The organism is Arthrobacter sp. APC 3897 (assembly GCF_030407495.1).
GTDB lineage: Bacteria > Actinomycetota > Actinomycetes > Actinomycetales > Micrococcaceae > Arthrobacter_B.
Genome location: NZ_JASDDG010000005.1, coordinates 65844 through 82259 on the forward strand (window position 1 = coordinate 65844; position 16416 = coordinate 82259).

14 protein-coding genes, 1 pseudogene and 1 riboswitch are annotated in these 16416 nt (G+C 66.1%); of the genes and pseudogenes, 10 read left to right on the plus strand and 5 right to left on the minus strand.

Features of this window, described 5'->3' with window-relative positions; translation table 11 throughout:
- Positions 1 to 62 precede the first annotated feature (62 nt).
- From QMA10_RS04150 to mnhG, 6 genes and pseudogenes are all read left to right on the plus strand, one after another.
- Complete coding sequence (locus QMA10_RS04150; protein WP_290166400.1) at positions 63 to 3068, plus strand: Na+/H+ antiporter subunit A; 3006 nt, start codon at positions 63 to 65, stop codon at positions 3066 to 3068.
- A complete protein-coding gene (locus tag QMA10_RS04155) occupies positions 3065 to 3553 on the plus strand; it encodes a Na(+)/H(+) antiporter subunit C (protein ID WP_290166401.1) in 489 nt (162 codons plus the stop codon). The genes QMA10_RS04150 and QMA10_RS04155 overlap by 4 nt, the downstream gene beginning before the upstream one ends.
- Positions 3550 to 5160 carry a Na+/H+ antiporter subunit D gene (locus tag QMA10_RS04160; protein WP_290166402.1) on the plus strand — a complete coding sequence of 537 codons (1611 nt, stop codon included), beginning with the start codon at positions 3550 to 3552 and terminating at the stop codon, positions 5158 to 5160. Before QMA10_RS04155 ends, QMA10_RS04160 begins: the two co-directional genes overlap by 4 nt.
- On the plus strand, positions 5157 to 5786 hold the full coding sequence (locus QMA10_RS04165; protein ID WP_290166404.1) for a Na+/H+ antiporter subunit E: 630 nt from the start codon (positions 5157 to 5159) through the stop codon (positions 5784 to 5786). The genes QMA10_RS04160 and QMA10_RS04165 overlap by 4 nt, the downstream gene beginning before the upstream one ends.
- Positions 5783 to 6043: a monovalent cation/H+ antiporter complex subunit F gene (locus tag QMA10_RS04170; RefSeq protein ID WP_290166405.1), complete on the plus strand. Its 261-nt coding sequence runs from the start codon at positions 5783 to 5785 to the stop codon at positions 6041 to 6043. Before QMA10_RS04165 ends, QMA10_RS04170 begins: the two co-directional genes overlap by 4 nt.
- A 3-nt stretch (positions 6044 to 6046) precedes the next feature.
- Positions 6047 to 6388 (plus strand): annotated as a pseudogene (gene mnhG, locus QMA10_RS04175) (monovalent cation/H(+) antiporter subunit G); the annotation flags it as partial.
- A 201-nt stretch (positions 6389 to 6589) separates the two neighbouring features.
- On the opposite strand, the gene QMA10_RS04180 reads toward mnhG, so the two are convergent.
- Positions 6590 to 6853 carry a DUF4235 domain-containing protein gene (locus tag QMA10_RS04180; protein ID WP_290166406.1) on the minus strand — a complete coding sequence of 88 codons (264 nt, stop codon included), beginning with the start codon at positions 6851 to 6853 and terminating at the stop codon, positions 6590 to 6592.
- 89 nt (positions 6854 to 6942) lie between these two features.
- A riboswitch (TPP riboswitch) is annotated at positions 6943 to 7082 on the plus strand.
- Positions 7083 to 7140: 58 nt separating this feature from the next.
- Between QMA10_RS04180 and QMA10_RS04185 the strand changes: the two genes are divergently transcribed.
- Genes QMA10_RS04185 through QMA10_RS04195 form a run of 3 tightly spaced genes read left to right on the plus strand, consistent with a single transcriptional unit; the run spans position 7141 to position 10143 of the window.
- Positions 7141 to 7770, plus strand: coding sequence for an ECF transporter S component (locus QMA10_RS04185; protein WP_290166408.1), 630 nt, complete (start codon positions 7141 to 7143; stop codon positions 7768 to 7770).
- A complete protein-coding gene (locus QMA10_RS04190; protein WP_290166410.1) occupies positions 7757 to 9328 on the plus strand; it encodes an ATP-binding cassette domain-containing protein in 1572 nt (523 codons plus the stop codon). Before QMA10_RS04185 ends, QMA10_RS04190 begins: the two co-directional genes overlap by 14 nt.
- On the plus strand, positions 9325 to 10143 hold the full coding sequence (locus QMA10_RS04195; protein ID WP_290166411.1) for an energy-coupling factor transporter transmembrane component T: 819 nt from the start codon (positions 9325 to 9327) through the stop codon (positions 10141 to 10143). The genes QMA10_RS04190 and QMA10_RS04195 overlap by 4 nt, the downstream gene beginning before the upstream one ends.
- A gap of 36 nt (positions 10144 to 10179) precedes the next feature.
- Here QMA10_RS04195 and QMA10_RS04200 read toward each other — a convergent pair whose 3' ends face one another.
- A complete protein-coding gene (locus QMA10_RS04200) occupies positions 10180 to 11055 on the minus strand; it encodes an aminodeoxychorismate lyase (protein ID WP_290166413.1) in 876 nt (291 codons plus the stop codon).
- Positions 11056 to 11158: 103 nt separating this feature from the next.
- Between QMA10_RS04200 and cls the strand changes: the two genes are divergently transcribed.
- Positions 11159 to 12601: a cardiolipin synthase gene (gene cls, locus QMA10_RS04205; RefSeq protein ID WP_290166478.1), complete on the plus strand. Its 1443-nt coding sequence runs from the start codon at positions 11159 to 11161 to the stop codon at positions 12599 to 12601.
- A 28-nt stretch (positions 12602 to 12629) separates the two neighbouring features.
- Here cls and QMA10_RS04210 read toward each other — a convergent pair whose 3' ends face one another.
- From QMA10_RS04210 to QMA10_RS04220, 3 genes are read right to left on the minus strand one after another with little or no spacing between them, the layout of a single operon-like run.
- The gene (locus tag QMA10_RS04210) at positions 12630 to 14831 is read right to left on the minus strand and encodes a chorismate-binding protein (RefSeq protein ID WP_290166414.1); all 2202 of its coding nucleotides are present in this window, start codon (positions 14829 to 14831) and stop codon (positions 12630 to 12632) included.
- An 11-nt stretch (positions 14832 to 14842) separates the two neighbouring features.
- On the minus strand, positions 14843 to 15361 hold the full coding sequence (locus QMA10_RS04215) for a low molecular weight protein-tyrosine-phosphatase (protein WP_290166416.1): 519 nt from the start codon (positions 15359 to 15361) through the stop codon (positions 14843 to 14845).
- Positions 15362 to 15415: 54 nt separating this feature from the next.
- On the minus strand, positions 15416 to 16219 hold the full coding sequence (locus QMA10_RS04220; RefSeq protein ID WP_290166417.1) for a methyltransferase domain-containing protein: 804 nt from the start codon (positions 16217 to 16219) through the stop codon (positions 15416 to 15418).
- Positions 16220 to 16416 lie beyond the last annotated feature (197 nt).

Here is a 16416-nt window from a genome sequence, read left to right on the forward strand (position 1 = left end):
CATCTTGATAATGACAGCTGCATTTGCGGCCGGAAGATTGTCAAAAAAGCTCGGGAGATCTAGTGCTAGTTGTGCTCACCGTTTTATTTGCGGTGGCATTGGTGGCGCCCCTAATGTTTCGCAGGATCGGCAGGTCGGCGTTCTACGTCCTGGCCGCCGTCCCCGCAGCAGCCTTTGTCTGGCTGCTGGTCACGTTCCCCCGGTACACAGATGCCGGCCAGACGCTGGCCTCGGGCGCTCCCAACGCCCCGCCGTCCGTAGTGATCCCCTGGATTCCCGATCTCCAAGTTGAGCTCGCGTTCCGGATGGACACCCTGGCCGCGGTCCTGTCCATCCTCATCCTCGGCGTCGGTTCGCTGGTGCTGTTCTACTGTGCACGCTACTTCCGCCCGGGGGACACCCAGATGGGTGCCTTCGGCTCACAGCTGCTGGCCTTTGCGGCAGCCATGTTCGGCCTTGTGACGGCGGATGACCTGATCCTGCTGTTCATCTTCTGGGAAATAACCACCGTCCTGTCCTATCTGCTGATCGGCTATTCGGCGCACCGGCTTTCGGCCCGCCGCGCGGCCCTGCAAGCACTGGTGGTCACCACCTTCGGCGGGCTGACCATGCTCGTGGGCATGGTGCTCATCGGAGACGCTGCCGGAACATTCCGGATCTCCGAGATCATGGCCATGGCCCCGCAGCTGCTGGAACGCGGCGCACTCGTGGATGTCGCCATTGTGCTCATGCTCGTTGGTGCCGTCTCCAAATCCGCACTGCTGCCCTTCCACTTCTGGCTTCCTGCAGCCATGGCCGCGCCGACTCCGGTCAGCGCCTACCTGCACGCGGCCGCCATGGTCAAGGCGGGCATCTACCTTGTTGCCCGGCTGGCCCCCGGGTTTTCGGAAAGCGCCTACTGGCACGCGGTTGTGCTCATCCTTGGCCTTGCCACCATGCTTCTGGGCGGCTGGCGGGCACTGCGGCAGCATGACCTCAAGCTGATCCTGGCCTACGGTACGGTCAGCCAGCTCGGCTTCCTGACCCTGGTGGTGGGACTTGGCAACCACGAGGCCGCCATCGCCGGTCTCGGCCTCCTGCTGGCGCACGGCTTCTTCAAGGCAACCCTGTTCCTGGTCGTGGGAATCGTGGACCACCAGGCCGGCACGCGCGACATCCGCAAACTCTCCGGCATTGGCCGCTCCGCACCGAAACTGTTTGTCGTGGCCCTCATCGGTGCCGCCTCCATGGCGGGCGTGCCGCCGCTGCTCGGCTTCGTGGCCAAGGAATCCGTCTACGAGACCTTTGTCCACTTTGCCGAAAAGCAGGGAACGCTCGGTGCCGCCGTCCTGCTGACCGGCGTCGTGATCGGATCCATCCTCACCTTTGCCTACAGCGCACGGTTTGTGTGGGGCGGTTTTGCGGCCAAGGCCAACTGCCGGCCGACGCCGTTCAAACCCGTTCCGTGGGCGTTCATCGGAGCGCCGGCCATTCTCGCCGCCGCAACCGTGGTGTTCGGTCTGTGGCCGGCACCCATCGATGCGGCCGTTGCCTCCTACGCTGACCTCTACCCGGCCGACGGCGCCCCCACCCACCTGGCGCTGTGGCACGGTTTCACCACGGCCCTGCTGCTGACGGTCATCACCATCGGCGCCGGGGTGCTGCTGTTCTGGCAGCGTGTTCGAGTGGAAAGGCTTCAGGGCCGGTTTGCCACTCCGTTGGACGCCGAGCGTTCCTACCGCGGCACCATCGGCGTGCTCGACGACGTCGCGGTCTGGATTACCGGCCGCACCCAGCGCGGTTCGCTGATGTTCTACCTGTTCGTAATCCTGACGGTGGCCGTCCTGACGCCGTTGTCCGCGCTACTCTGGCAGGGGGCATCGCTGCCCGACCAGTTCCACTGGTGGGACACCCCGCTGCAGGGCGTAATCGCCGTCGGAATCATCCTGGGTGCCCTCGCCGCGGCACGCGCCAACAAGCGTTTCCTGGCTGTGCTCATGGTGAGCGTCACCGGCTACGGCATTGCCCTGATCTTCGCCCTGCAGGGGGCACCGGACCTGGCCCTGACCCAGATGCTGGTGGAAACCATCGTCCTGGTGGCCTTCGTGCTGGCCCTGCGGTCCCTGCCGGCCCGGCTGTGGAAGCGCGAACCCGCAGGGCACCGGCTGCTGCGGGCGCTGCTGGGTCTTGCCTTCGGCGCCACCATGGTGCTGATTGCCATGACCGCCATGAACGCCCGGGTTGCCGAGCCCATTTCGCTGCTCTTCCCCAACCTCGCGTACGAGGTGGGCGGCGGCGCCAACATCGTGAACGTCACGCTCGTGGACGTCCGCGCCTGGGATACCTTCGGCGAGATCTCCGTGCTGGCCATGGCCGCCACGGGCGTAGCCTCGCTGATCTTCATCCGCGGACGGGGAGACAAGCGCCGCCGTGCCGAGGGCGTTGCCACCGGCTCGGTGGACCGCGGCCGCGAACACTTCGCCTCAACGGGCCGCCAGGAAGCCACCCTGGCCCTCGCCCGGAAGTTCTCCAGCGTGAGCCGGGATGCCTGGCTGGTGGCCGGGCGGACGCTGGCACCGGAACGCCGTTCCATCATCTTCGAAGTGATTACACGGCTGCTGTTCCATTCCGTCATCATGTTCTCGATCTACCTCCTGCTGGCCGGACACAACATTCCCGGCGGCGGATTCGCCGGCGGGCTGATGGCAGGGCTCGCCCTGACCATCCGGTACCTGGCGGGCGGCCGGTTTGAACTTGCCGAGGCGAGCCCGGTCAGTGCAGGCCTGCTGCTGGGCGGCGGGCTGGGGATTGCCGGCCTCACGGCTGCGGCGCCGTTGCTCTTCGGCGGCCAGATCCTGCAGAGCGCCATCATCAAGTTCAGCTGGCCGATCTTTGGCGAAATCAAGTTCGTCACCTCGACCATCTTCGACATCGGCGTGTACATGGTGGTGGTGGGGCTGGTCCTGGATGTCCTGCGCAGTCTCGGCTCCGAAATCGATGAACGCAGCGAAGGCGGATCCTCCGACGAAGAGGACCTGCTGGAACCTGAACCCGAGATACCCGTCAAAGAAGAGGAGGTGGCCCGATGAGCGTCAACATCACGTTCATGATCATCATGGGATCGCTGTATGCCTGCGGCATCTACCTCCTCCTGGAACGCAGCCTAACCCGTGTGGTGCTGGGGCTTGCCATGCTCACCAACGCCACCAACATCCTGCTGCTTTCCACCGGCGGATTCCAGGGCCTGGCCCCGCTGTTCAAGGCCGGGATAGCAGCGGAGGACTACAACGATCCGCTGCCCCAGGCGTTCATCCTGACGTCCATCGTGATCTCCTTCTCCGTGACGGCGTTCATGCTGGGCATCATCTACCGGTCCTGGGTGCTGAGCCGCCAGGACGAGGTCCAGGACGACATCGAAGACCGCCGCGTGGCCAGCCAAAGCAGCTTTGACGCCGAAGACGACGCCGATGTCCCCGAGGACACCACTGAATTCACCCCGCCCGAAGAGGCTGAAGAGGCGCCGGGCTCCCTGCGCGCCACCGGTCAGAGCACCAGCCCGGAGGCCAAGGAATGAACACCATAAGCATGGCCCCAATGGCCGTTGTCCTGCCGTTCATCGGTGCGGCCCTGGCCTTCATCCTCATCCGCCACACCCGTGCCCAGCGCATCATCAGCGTCAGCATCCTGTCCCTCACGCTGGTCCTGGAACTCTTCCTGCTGTTCTCGGTCTGGGAGACCGGTGCCCAGGCAGTGAACCTCGGCGGGTGGCTCCCGCCGGTGGGCATCACCATGGTGGTGGATCAGTTCTCCGCCCTCATGCTGGTCATTTCCACAGCCGTCAGCCTGGCCGTGCTCATTTATGCGGCCGGACAGGGCATGGCCGACGGCGATGAAGACGGGCCCATCTCGATCTTCCATCCGACGTACCTGATCCTGGTGGCCGGTGTCTCCAACGCGTTCCTGGCCGGGGACCTCTTCAACCTGTACGTAGGCTTTGAGATTCTGCTGACGGCCAGCTATGTGCTGATGACGCTGGGCGGCACCACACCGCGGATCCGCGCCGGCGTCACCTATGTGGTGGTCAGCGTGGTCTCCTCGCTGCTCTTCCTGATCACCATCGCCATGATTTACGCTGCCACGGGAACCGTGAACATGGCGGACCTTGCGGTGAAACTCGGTGACCTGGATCCGTCAACCCAGCTGATGCTGCACCTGATGCTGCTGGTGGCGTTCGGCATCAAGGCAGCGGTATTCCCGCTGTCGTTCTGGCTGCCGGACTCCTACCCGACCGCACCGGCTCCGGTGACGGCCGTGTTCGCGGGCCTGCTGACCAAGGTGGGCGTTTACGCGATGGTCCGCACCGAGACACTGCTGTTCCCCGGCGACCGGATCAACTCGCTGCTGATGGTGGTGGCCGGCCTGACCATGGTGGTGGGAATCCTCGGCGCCCTGGCACAGACGGATATCAAGCGAATGCTGTCCTTCACCTTGGTCAGCCACATCGGCTACATGGTCTTTGGGCTCGCCGTCGGATCCGTGATCGGCATCGGTTCCGCCGTGTTCTACGTGGTCCACCACATTACGGTCCAGACCTCGCTGTTCCTGGTGACCGGCCTGATCGAGCGCCGCGGCGGCACGGCAAATATGGACCGGCTCGGCGGGCTGGCAAAGCTCTCACCGATCTTGGCCGTGCTCTACTTCATCCCGGCCATCAACCTGGGCGGCATTCCGCCGTTTTCCGGGTTCCTGGGCAAACTGGGGCTGCTGGAAGCCGGAGCGGAGCTCGGCACCCCGCTGGCCTACGTCCTGGTGGGAGCCAGTGTCCTCACCAGCCTGCTGACCCTGCTGGTGATGGCCCGGGTGTGGAACCGGGCGTTCTGGCGCACGCCGGAAGATGCAGTGCACCCGGATCCCATCCTGCTGGCCACCGGCACGGACGGTTCGGCGCTGCGCACCTCGGGAGATGTCACGGAAAAGTCCACCGGCAAGTTCTCCGGCCGCGGCGCCGTCGACCTTTTGCCGCGCACCATGGTCTACCCCACGGTGGGGCTGGTGGCGCTGGGCGTTGCGCTGACCGTCCTGGCCGGTCCGCTGTTCTCACTCAGCGACCACGCTGCCCAGGACCTGATAGACCGCACACCCTACATTGAAGCCGTTCTTGGAGAGGGGGCCGGACAATGACCCGCAGGGCCCAAATGCGGAACCGTCCGCGCGTTCCGCTGCTGAAGGAAATTCCGCTGCTGATTTGGCTGGTGTTCCTGTGGGGAGCCCTCTGGCAGGACTTCAGCGCCGGCAACCTGATCTTTGGGGCGGTGCTTGCGTTTATCGTGGCCAATATCTTCTATCTGCCTCCCGTGGAACTGAGCGGACGCTTCAACCCGCTCTATGCCGCCGGTTTCCTGGTCCGGTTCTTCTACAAACTGGTGCACGCCAGTTTTGAAGTGCTGTGGCTTTCCGTGTCCAAGGGCCCGAACATCAAGAACGCCGTGGTGGGTGTGAAACTGCGCAGCCGCTCCGACCTGCTGGTCACCGCAACCGGGCACGCGCTCTCGCTGATTCCGGGTTCGCTCGTGGTGGAGGTGGACCGGTCCACCTCCACTCTGTACCTGCACTGCCTGAACGTTTCCACTCCGGAAGCGGCAGACAAGGTCCGCAAGGACGTGCGGGACACCGAGTCGTGGCTGATCCGCAGCATTGGAACCCGTGAGGACCTGGACGTGCTGAAGGCGGAGCAGGCGCTGGCCGGACCGCCGAGCGGCCGCCAGGCAGACGGCGCGGCCACAACCAGCAAGGAAGTGAACCCATGATGAGCATCTTTGTGGTCCTGGTAGCCGTCATGCTCTCCGTCGCGGCGGCCGGTGCCATCTTCCGGATAGCGCGCGGTCCTTCCATCCTGGACCGTGTGCTGGCGGCTGACGTCCTGCTGACCATCGTGGGAGCTGCACTGGCCACGGACATGATCGTGAACCGCAATTTGGACTATCTGGCGCTGCTGGTCTCGATTTCACTGATCGGGTTCATTGGTTCCGTGACCGTTGCCCGCTTTGTTACGGACCGGAGGTAGCCCGTGAGCGCAGAACTGAATGATCTGATTGTTGGAATCCTGATGCTCGGCGGGGCGCTGATGTCCCTGGCCGCCGCCATCGGCCTGACCCGCTTCCCGGACCTGATGAGCCGCATGCACGCCGCGTCCAAGCCGCAGGTGCTGGGACTGCTGCTGTTCCTGTTGGCGATCGCGGTCCAGTTTGAAAGCTGGTCCCTGCTGCCGGTGCTCGTCGTGTGCTGGCTGTTCATGATCCTCACCGCGCCGGTGTCCGCCCACATGGTGGGGCGGGCCGGGTACCGGACCAAGCACCTGCGGCCGGAACTGCTCACCATTGACGAGCTTGATGACGTGGTGGGCCGCGCCCAGGAACTGCTGCTTCAGTCCAGGGCCGACGGCACCGGGGACGCCGACGAAGATGAAGACCCGCAGGTGGATGACGATCCCGGAGCCCACAGCCAGGCCGGATCCCTGGACGACGACTCTTCGGCGCAGACAGCACAGGGCGCCCGCCGCCCGGGACACAGTCCCGAGGGCTGAGCGCCCTGTGGTGAAACCCGGTGCTGCTTAGACGACCTCGGGGGTCTTCTGGTAGCGCTGGATGGCGCGCTGCGTGCCGCGGTTGGTCAGCACCCGGATGGCCTGGCTGACAGCGCCGGAGACGACGGCGAAGGTCACCGCGGTGCGGAGGCTGACATCCAGAACTCCGTCCTTGTCCCGGGGCGGTTCGTTGCCGGTGATCCGGGTCCAGAGGAAGTCCAGCAGTTTGGCGGAGAGAATTCCTGCGCCGAGGCTCGCACCGGTACCGAGCAGTTTAAGGATCAGGTTCATGGATGCTCCTAGTTTTTGTGGCCTTTTTCCTAACCCTACCCGCCGGGCCGCCCAAAATGTTTTGTCCGTGTGTAGAGTGGGACCCGCAAGACATACGACAGGGGAGCGCCCTTGCCGCCCATGCCCCGGCATGCGGAGGAAAGACCACGGCGCTGAGAGTGCGGACCACCGCAGACCCTCGAACCTGATCCGGTTAGTACCGGCGCTAGGGAGTCGAGATCTCAAGGGATCCCACGGCAGTCCGCCGTGAAAAGTCCCTCCCCTCCTGTACCTCAGGAGGTTTTTTCATGCAGCAGAACAGTTCCCCGACGCAGCGCAGCGGCCGGCAGGATTCACCATGGCGGCGCCCGTGGCGGGTGGTAGACATTGTGGTGGCATCCGTGCTCGCAGTGGCCGTAGGTGTCATATTTTGGGTCTGGTCGCTGGCCTACAGCGGTGTGGAGGTTGTGTTCCTCGCCTTTCCGCCGCTCAGCGGCCTTTACACCGGCGGCTGGCTCATCGCAGGCGTCCTGGGTGCCCTGATCATCCGCAAACCGGGAGCCGCCATCTACTGCGAGGTACTCGCCTCGGGTGTCTCCGGTGTGCTGGGCACGCAGTTTGGCCTCTCGGTGCTGCTCTCCGGATTCATCCAGGGGCTGGGAGCCGAGCTGGTCTTCCTGGCTTTCCTCTATGTCCGGTACACCCTGTCCGTTGCAGTGCTGGCCGGGCTGGTGTCCGGAGTGTTTCTGGGGGTTAGCGAAAACATTCTCTACCGGCCCGAATGGGCCCTGCAGTGGCAGGCGCTGTACACCGTCTTTGCCGCTGTTTCCGGTGCCGTCCTGGCCGGGGTGCTGTCCTGGCTGGCCGCCCGGGCGCTGGCCCGGACCGGAGTGCTGGCGTCATTCGCCTCGGGACGGGCAGCGGATGCGCGTTCCTGACGGTTCAACCACATCGTCCCCGGTGTCGTCCCCGGTGTCGTCCCCCGTGTCATCCCCCGTGGCCGTGCGGGCACGGGATTACTCCTGGCGGCATGCCGGCCGCAGCACGCCCGCCATCTCTTCACTGACACTGGACATTGAAGCGGGGGAGAAGGTCCTGCTCCTGGGTGCCTCAGGGGCAGGCAAGTCCACGCTGCTGCACGCCCTTGCAGGTGTCCTGGGCGAAGGCACGGGGCCCGACGCAGCAGGGGAGGAACACGGCAGTCTCACCCTGGACGGCGCCAGTGCGCTGGAGGCCCGCGGCCGGGCCGGCCTGGTACTTCAGGATCCCGACTCGCAGCTGGTGCTCTCCCGGGTGGGGGACGAGGTTGCCTTCGGTGCGGAGAACCTGCGGGTACCCCCGCAGGAGATTTGGGAGCGGGTGCGCTCCAGCCTTGACGATGTTGGGCTGCGGGTGCCGCTGCACCATTCCACATCCGCCCTGTCCGGGGGGCAGAAACAGCGTCTGGCCCTGGCCGGTGTGCTGGCCATGCAGCCGGGGCTGCTGCTCTTGGATGAACCCACCGCCAACCTGGACCCCGAAGGCGTACGGGAAGTCCGCGCCGCCGTCGAACGTGTTTTGGCACGTACCGGGGCCACGCTGATCGTGGTGGAACACCGCGTTGCCGTGTGGGCGGACGTGGTGGACCGGGTGGTGGTCCTCGCGGCCGACGGCGGCATCCTGGCTGACGGAGCACCCTCGCAGGTCCTGGCGGACCCGGGAAACCGTGCCCGGCTCGCCGCTGCCGGCGTCTGGCTCCCGGGGGCCAGGCCTGCGGTCCCGGACCCTCCGGCCCAGGATGCCGGCGCGGATCTGCTGACGGCCGGCGGGCTTGCTGCCGGACGCGGGAAAAGGAAACCGGCAGCCGTCAGCGGGGTGGACCTGACGCTGCGGGCCGGAACCTCACTCGGCATCACCGGCCCTAACGGCGCCGGGAAAACGACCCTTGCACTGACCCTGGGCGGACTGCTTCCACCCGTGGCCGGTGCCCTGCGTGCCACACCGGAGCTCGCCGGGACTGCCGGAACTGATCCGCGCCGGTGGAAGTCCACTGACCTGGTGACCCGGATCGGCACGGTGTTCCAAGAGCCGGAACACCAGTTCCTGACCGGCACCGTCCGCGGGGAACTGGCCTTTGGGCCACGCCGCGCAGGGCGGCTGGGCGAGGCGGAGATTACCGGCCTGGTGGACCGGCTCGCGGACCGGCTGGGGCTCACCGCCCTGCTGGATGCCAATCCGTTTACCCTTTCGGGGGGAGAGAAGCGGCGGCTCTCGGTGGCCACGATGATCGCCACGGAACCGGACATCCTGCTGCTGGATGAACCTACCTTCGGCCAGGACGCCAACACGTGGGCCGAGCTGGTGATTCTGCTCCGCAGTCTGCTGGCCGAAGGCCGCTGCGTGGTAGCGGTGACCCACGACGCGCAGTTCCTGCAGGCGCTGGGAGGTGACGTCCTTCATGTGGAGGACGGCGCGGCCACGCTGGGCAGCACCGTGCGGAACGCGGTGTGGAAGTGAGCAGCACGCAAGTGGGTACGGACCTGCGCAATCCGACCCGGCGTCCGGCCGGAACACTGCTGGAACGGGCAAATCCCCTGTCAAAACTGACGGCAGCCGCGGCGGTAACACTCGCGGTGCTGGTGAGCGTGGACTGGATCAGTTCAAGCATTGTCCTGGCCGGCGAGCTGCTTTTGCTGCCGCTGCTGCGGGTCCGGCCGCTGATCCTGCTCAAACGCATCTGGCCGCTGATTATTGCCGCGCTGATTGGTGCCTGGGGAACGGCACTGCTGGCGGAAAAGACGGGGACTGTTCTCCTGGACGCCGGCCCGGTGCTGTTCACGTCGGATTCGGTGGCCGCCGGCATCGCGATCGGGCTGCGCGGTCTGGCGATAGCCCTGCCGGGGATCTACCTGCTGGCCTCAACGGATCCCACGGATTTGGCGGACGCCCTCGCCCAGAAGCTGAGGCTTCCGCACCGGTTTGTGCTCGGTGCGCTGGCCGCCATGCGTCTGGTGGGGCTGCTGATTTCCGAGTGGCAAAGCCTCGGCATGGCCCGGCATGCCCGGGGGGTGGGTGCGGATTCCGGTCCGCTGACCCGTGTCCGTTCCTTTATGGGTCAGGCGGTTGCCCTGCTGGTGCAGGCGGTGCGCCGGGCTACCCGGCTGGCCGCAGCCATGGAAGCCCGCGGCTTTGGCAGCGGGAACCGGACCTGGGCCCGTACCTCGGTGTTTACGGTGCTGGACGTCTGGGTTGCCCTCTACGGGGTGCTGCTGGCGGGTGCGGCGCTGACCGCCGCCGTGGCCGCGGGAGCATTCAACTTCATCCTGAGCTGAGGCCCCGGCGGGGTTGGGCTGAGTCGGGCGTCCCGGTTACAGTGCGCCGCGCAGCAGGGCGGTCAGCTCCTCCGTCAGTTCGGGGGAGGACGCGATGGCGGTGCCGTCGATGGAGGTCACGGGGGCGAGGAGCCGGATGCTGGATACCAGCCACACGGCGTCGGCTTCCATCAGATGGGCGGGCTCCAGGGGGCCGTAACCCCGGGCCCACCCTGCGGCTTCGGCCGCGTCGAAGAGCGCGCGCTGGGTGGTGCCGGGAAGGATGCCGCTCTCCAGTTCGGGCGTCAGCAGCGTTTTGACGCCGTCTTCCTCCACCGCCAAGATGACGCTGGATGTCGGACCCTCCAGGACCTTTCCATCGGAGGAGGTGAAGATGACGTCATCTGCGCCCTGGGCTTTCGCGTAGCGCAGCGCTGCCATGTTGACGGCGTAGGACAGGGTCTTGGCACCCAGCAGCAGCCAGGGCGCCCGGTCAGCCACGGTGCTGTCATAACCCCGGTCCAGCAGCAGGACGGCCAGGCCTTCGGCGCTGCGCTCCCTGACATCGGCGGCCACTGGGGAAGCTGCAACCCACGCAGTGGGGGAGCCTGCTCCTTCGACCCCGCGGCTCAGCAGCAGTTTTACCACCGCTTCCGCAGGCCCGGCCTGGATCATCAGCTCGGAAAGGGCCGTGGAAACGGCTCGTTCCCAGCTCTCCCGCTCCGGAAAAACGAGGTCAAGGGCCTGGGCCGACGCCGCCATCCGGTCCAGATGAGCACCCATTTTGCGGGGAGCGCCGTCAACGGCAAGCATCGATTCAAACACGCCGTCTCCCCGTGTGGCACCCAGATCAGTGGCCATCAACTGCGGAACGGCCGCATCCGCGAGACGGCCTTCGGGAAATTTCGGATCCAGGAACACCAGAACAGTCATGACTCCAGCCTAGTTTGTTCGTCCGGCAGACTAGGCTATTGAGGAACCGGACAGCTGATAGGAGCCTCGTGTGTGGGTGGCATTAACGGGCGCGGCGCTCCCAGTGTGGATCGCCACAGGACTAACCGTGCTGGATTACGCGATCCGCATCATCGCTCTGGGGGTGGTGCCGGGGAACCGGCGGCCCACCACGGCCATGGCCTGGCTGCTGTGCATCTTCTTCCTCCCGCTGCCCGGAATCATCCTGTTCCTCCTCTTCGGAAACTTCCGCCTTTCCGAGCACCGGGTGAAGCGGCAGGCGGAAATTAACCGGGCCGTCCGTGAGAACACCCGCGAACTGGAAGCTGAGGGCAGCCGGTATTCCGGGCCGGAGTGGGTGGTCCTGGCGACCGAGCTGAACCGTCGGCTTGGGTCCTTTCCGAGCCTGGACGGAAACAAGGTGGGGCTGCAGCGGGACTACACCGAGTCCATCCGTGAAATGACCGAAGTGGTCCGCAGCGCCCAAAAGTACGTGCACGTCGAGTTCTACATCATGAGCTATGACAGTGTTACCCGGGAGTTCTTCGCCGCGCTGAAGGAGGCTGCCGCACGCGGTGTCCGGGTGCGGCTGTTGTTTGACCACATCGGCACGCTGCGGGTGAAGGGCTACCGGACGCTGTTGAAGGAACTCCGCGGGTCCGAAATCCAGTGGCGGCGCATGCTTCCCGTGCTCCCGGCCCGCGGTCTGTGGCGCCGGCCGGACCTGCGCAATCACCGCAAAATCCTCGTGGTGGACGGCAGGGTGGCCTACACCGGGTCCCAGAACCTGGTGGAGCCCTCCTACCGGAAGCCGCGCAACCGGAGAATGGGCCGCAAATGGGTGGAGCTGATGGCGCGGCTGGAAGGCCCGGTGGTTGATGAGATCAACGTGGTCTTTGCCACCGACTGGAACGCGGAAACGGATGAAAACCTTGAACGGGAGCTGAGCCTCTATGAATGGAGCAGTCATCCCGGTGACGTGACGTGCCAGGTGGTGCCCAGCGGCCCCGGGTTCACCACGGAGAACAACCTGCGCCTGTTCACCTCCCTGATCTACTCGGCGTCGGACCGCATTTCCATCACCAGCCCGTACTTCGTGCCTGATGATTCGCTGTTGTACGCCATCACCACGGCAGCCCAGCGCGGCGTGCAGGTTGAACTGTTTGTGTCCGAGCGGGGCGACCAGTTCCTGGTGGACCATGCCCAGCGCTCCTACTATGAGGCGCTGCTGCGGGCGGGCATCCGGATTTACCTGTACCCCAAACCGCTGGTGCTGCACGCCAAGCATTTCACCATCGATAACGAGGTGGCTGTCCTGGGCTCCTCGAACATGGACATGCGGTCCTTCTCCCTGAACCTCGAGGTGTCCGTCATGATGTTTGACGGGAACATCGTGACCGACATGCGGCGGATTGAGGATACCTACCGGGCCATGTCCCGCGAGCTCCTGCTCTCCGAATGGGTGGGGCGCCCGGTCTGGCAGCGGTACATCGACAACGTGTGCCGGTTGACCGCCACCCTCCAGTAGTTTCCGGGCATCCGGAAACTACTGGAGGCTACGCGGGAAACCGGGCTCCGAGCGCGCTGAGCACGCCGAAGGCCTTTGCCTGGACTTCTTCCCATTCCGATTCCGGGTCCGAATCCGCCGTGACCGCTCCGCCGACGCCCAGGGACAGGGCGCCGTTCCGGATTTCCAGGGTACGGATCACGACGGACAGATCAGCGGCTCCGGTCAGGGAAAACCAGCCGACGACGCCGGAATAGGCTCCGCGCGGCGCGCCCTCCAACCGGTCCAGGATGGCCATGGTGCTGATCTTGGGCGCCCCGGTCATGGACCCGGGCGGAAAGGAAACGGCAAGGGCCTCGGCCCGGGAGGCGCCGGGAAGCAGATCCGCGTCCACTGTGCTGACCAACTGGTGGACCGTGGCGTACGTTTCCACGGCGCAGAGGCGGGGCACAGTGACTGAGCCCGGGACGGCGAAACGGGACAGATCATTACGCAGCAGGTCCACAATCATGATGTTCTCCGCACGGTCCTTCACGGAGGACACCAAGTCTGTTTCCAGCTCCCGGTCCTCCGCGGCGGTGGCTCCGCGCGGGCGGGTTCCCTTGATCGGCTCGGCCCGCATGCGGCCTGCGGCGTCAAAGGACAGGAAGCGTTCCGGAGAGGTTCCGGCAAGGCTGTAGCCCCCGAAGCGCAGCAGCGAGGCGAACGGGGCGGGACTGCGCAGCCGGAGCCGGCGGTACAGCGCCAGAACGGCCTCCGGGCCCGGCGGCCCGGGCAGGTGCCCGGTCAGCGAAGTGGTCAGGCATACCTCGTACGAGTTGCCGTTGCTGATTTCCTCCTGCGCGGAACGGACCTTAGCCAGATAGGAATCCCTGCTGTCCCGCACCGCAAACTGCGGGACGGGGAGGGACGGAGAGCGGTCCGGGAGATCCGGCAGGACAGCGGGAGCGGAAACGGCCGCAGCCTCGACGGCCCGCCGTACCAGTGCGGTCCAGCTGTCGACGCTGCTTTCCCCGCCGTCCGGACTGTTGCCCGCGAGTGCCAGCACGTAAACACACTGCTGATGGTGATCCAGCACCACGGCCCGCCCGGCATAAATGAGGGCGGCATCAGGGACGGCGTCCGGGTTTGTGCCGGGAGCGCCCGGATGGTTGCTGCCGCCTGTTTCCCGCTTCAGGCCGTAGCCCAGGAACCCGAGCCAGCCCAAGGCGAAACCACAGGGGTAGTCGGCCGGGGCCCGTCCCCGGGGGCGGCCCCACACCGAGTCCAGCCAGGGAAAGAAAGCTCCCGGCCGGCAGACGCTTACCGGCCCGGACACGATGGTGGTCAGTCCGCCGCCGGCTCCCGGCCGGTGCTCGGCGTAGCGTCCCAGCGGGCCGCCGTCGTCGGCCATGATGCTGAACCGGCTGCGGGCCGCAACGTGCGAAGCGCCGGACCGTCCCCGGCCGGCCGGCGCATCCGCGGCCGGTACATCCAGATCTGCCGCGCCTGAGTTCGCCGCGCCTGAGTTCGGAGCGCTGGAGCTATCCAGCCAGACTGCGCGGGAAGAGCTGCCGTACAGCGCGGCGTACAGCCGCTCGGGGTCCGGCCAGGTGTCCAGCCGCCGAACCCGGACAGTTTCGGTGTCAGTGCCGCCCCCGGGCCAGCCGGGGGTCAGCGGAAGCTGAAGTTCACCCAGGGCCTGCAGCACGTATTGGGCGGTGGCAGCGGGATCTCCCGCGCCGCTGTTCCGCTGAGGCCCGAGGTCCACCGTGATGTCCGCGCAGGACGACGCCGGATCCTTCGCCGCCCAGGCCTGCTCCTGTGCGGCCCACCGGTTCCAATGCGGCGCGTAGGTGTCGCCGTCGCGGGCCAGTGCCTGTTCTTTCCGAAGTTCCGGCGGTGCGCTGACCCACACGGCGGCGTGAAGCAGGCCGCGCACGGCGGCGCCGGAGGAGCCCACGCCCTCAAAGATGATGATGTCGGCAGGTTCGGTGCGGCGTTCATCGGCATACCGGCCAAGGCCCCAGTCCCAGGCCTGCCAAACGGCGGCACGGCCGGCGGCCAGCGGTTCAGCGACGTGCCGGCGGAAGTACCCCATTCCCTCCATCAGTCCGTCCCAGCCCGGATAGATGTCTTCCAGATGGAAAAGGGACACGGAGTGGTGGGCGCGAAGTGCCGCAGCCAGCTCTGTGGCGAGGGTGGTTTTGCCGGCGCCGGAGAAACCGTCAACCGCAATGAGGACAGGAAGTGTGCCCGTGCGGGGGATCACGCGCAGCGGTTTCAGCGGGATCCGCCGGAGGATGTGAGGGCGTCCCGTACATACTGCACCACGCCCGGTACTGAAGCCTGGATCAGGGCGTATGAGGAGTCAAAATCGTTCATGGTGCCGTACCAGGGATCTTCAATGCCCTGTTCTTCAACCGGAAGCTGTGCCGAGGACGGATCAAAGCTTCGAATCAGCCGTACCTTGTCCCGTTCCTTTGGACTCGCGGCCAGATTCCGGAGTTCGGTGTAATGCCCGTAATCCATGGCCAGCACGAGGTCACGGTCGGCGAACCATTCCGGTTGGAACTCCCGGGCCCGGAATTCCCGGGTCTCTGAAGCAGCAAAATCGTGGTGTCGGAGTTCCTCTGCGGCGCGGGGGTCCATGGGCCGCCCGGCTTCCCATGCGGTCACCCCGGCGGAATCGATACTGACGTCTTTTCCGAGCCCGGCCTCGTCCATTGCGCGCGCCAGGCAGAACTGGGCCATGGGTGAGCGGCAGATGTTGCCGGTGCAGACCGTGATGATTCTGTACATTCATCCAGCGTACCCACCGGAACAGACGGCGGGCGAAGAGAGCCGGCGCCTCGGCTAGGCCCAGGCGATGATCTCCCCGGACGGAATCAGGAACCATCCGTCCGGGCTCTGTGACCAGCGCCGCCAGCCCGCTGCCATCCGGTCCAGCCCGGCCTGGTCAGCCAGCTCCCGGTCCAGAGCCTGGCCGGCGAATGCGGAATGCAGTACCCGCTGTGCCCAGCCGTCGCCAAACCACTCGCGGCGGTCAGGGGTGGCGTAAAGCCAGCTGGACGCCGAGGGCACAAATTCCGTAAAGCCTGCCGCCAGAATCCAGGAAACAAGGCGCCGGCCGGCGTCGGGCTGCGCGGCGTTGCCCCGGGCAATCAGCTGGTAGGTGTCCATCCAGTCGGTAAGTTCGGGAAGCTCCGGGTACCAGCTCATTCCGTGAAAATCGGCGTCCCGGACCGCCACAATCCCGCCGGGACGGGTGACACGCCGCATCTCCCGCAGGGCCGCCACGGGATCGGCCAGGTGCTGAAGCACCTGGTGGGCGTGGACGACGTCGAAGGCAGCGTCCGGAAAGTCCAGGTCATATACGTTCCCCGCGACAAACCCGGCGTTGTCCAGTCCCCGGGAGGCGGCCAGCTTCCGGGCCTGGGCCACCACGTCCTCGGACTGGTCCAGCCCGGTCACTGATCCGGGGTCCACGAGGTTGGCCAGGTCAGCCGTGATGCTGCCCGGGCCGCAGCCTACATCCAGCAGCGTCATGCCGGGTTCAAGGTAGGGGAGCAGATACGCCGCCGAATCGGCGGCCGTACGCACGGCGTGGGCACCCACCACGCTTTGATGGTGGCCGTGCGAATACTGTTCGGAAGCCATAGGAGGAGGATACGCGGAGGCGGGACCGTATCCGCAGGAGTTTGCGGTCTGTGTCGTCCGGCCAGGGGCGCCGCTGCACAACCCTGCGCCGGCGCTGCAGAGTGAAGAACCTTGTTCCGGTCCGGGGCTTTCCCCCGGTGCATGTCTGCGGCGAAGCCGAAACGTCAAGACCGGCCCGCCGGAATTAAGAAGTTGAG

What these genes read in the sequence shown, in the direction of transcription:
- QMA10_RS04155 (WP_290166401.1), top strand. Translation starts at nt 3,065, where the DNA reads ATGAGCGTCAACATCACGTTCATGATCATCATGGGATCGCTGTATGCC.
- QMA10_RS04160 (WP_290166402.1), top strand. Translation starts at nt 3,550, where the DNA reads ATGAACACCATAAGCATGGCCCCAATGGCCGTTGTCCTGCCGTTCATC.
- QMA10_RS04165 (WP_290166404.1), top strand. Translation starts at nt 5,157, where the DNA reads ATGACCCGCAGGGCCCAAATGCGGAACCGTCCGCGCGTTCCGCTGCTG.
- QMA10_RS04170 (WP_290166405.1), top strand. Translation starts at nt 5,783, where the DNA reads ATGATGAGCATCTTTGTGGTCCTGGTAGCCGTCATGCTCTCCGTCGCG.
- QMA10_RS04180 (WP_290166406.1), bottom strand. Translation starts at nt 6,853, where the DNA reads ATGAACCTGATCCTTAAACTGCTCGGTACCGGTGCGAGCCTCGGCGCA.
- QMA10_RS04185 (WP_290166408.1), top strand. Translation starts at nt 7,141, where the DNA reads ATGCAGCAGAACAGTTCCCCGACGCAGCGCAGCGGCCGGCAGGATTCA.
- QMA10_RS04190 (WP_290166410.1), top strand. Translation starts at nt 7,757, where the DNA reads ATGCGCGTTCCTGACGGTTCAACCACATCGTCCCCGGTGTCGTCCCCG.
- QMA10_RS04200 (WP_290166413.1), bottom strand. Translation starts at nt 11,055, where the DNA reads ATGACTGTTCTGGTGTTCCTGGATCCGAAATTTCCCGAAGGCCGTCTC.
- QMA10_RS04215 (WP_290166416.1), bottom strand. Translation starts at nt 15,361, where the DNA reads ATGTACAGAATCATCACGGTCTGCACCGGCAACATCTGCCGCTCACCC.
- QMA10_RS04220 (WP_290166417.1), bottom strand. Translation starts at nt 16,219, where the DNA reads ATGGCTTCCGAACAGTATTCGCACGGCCACCATCAAAGCGTGGTGGGT.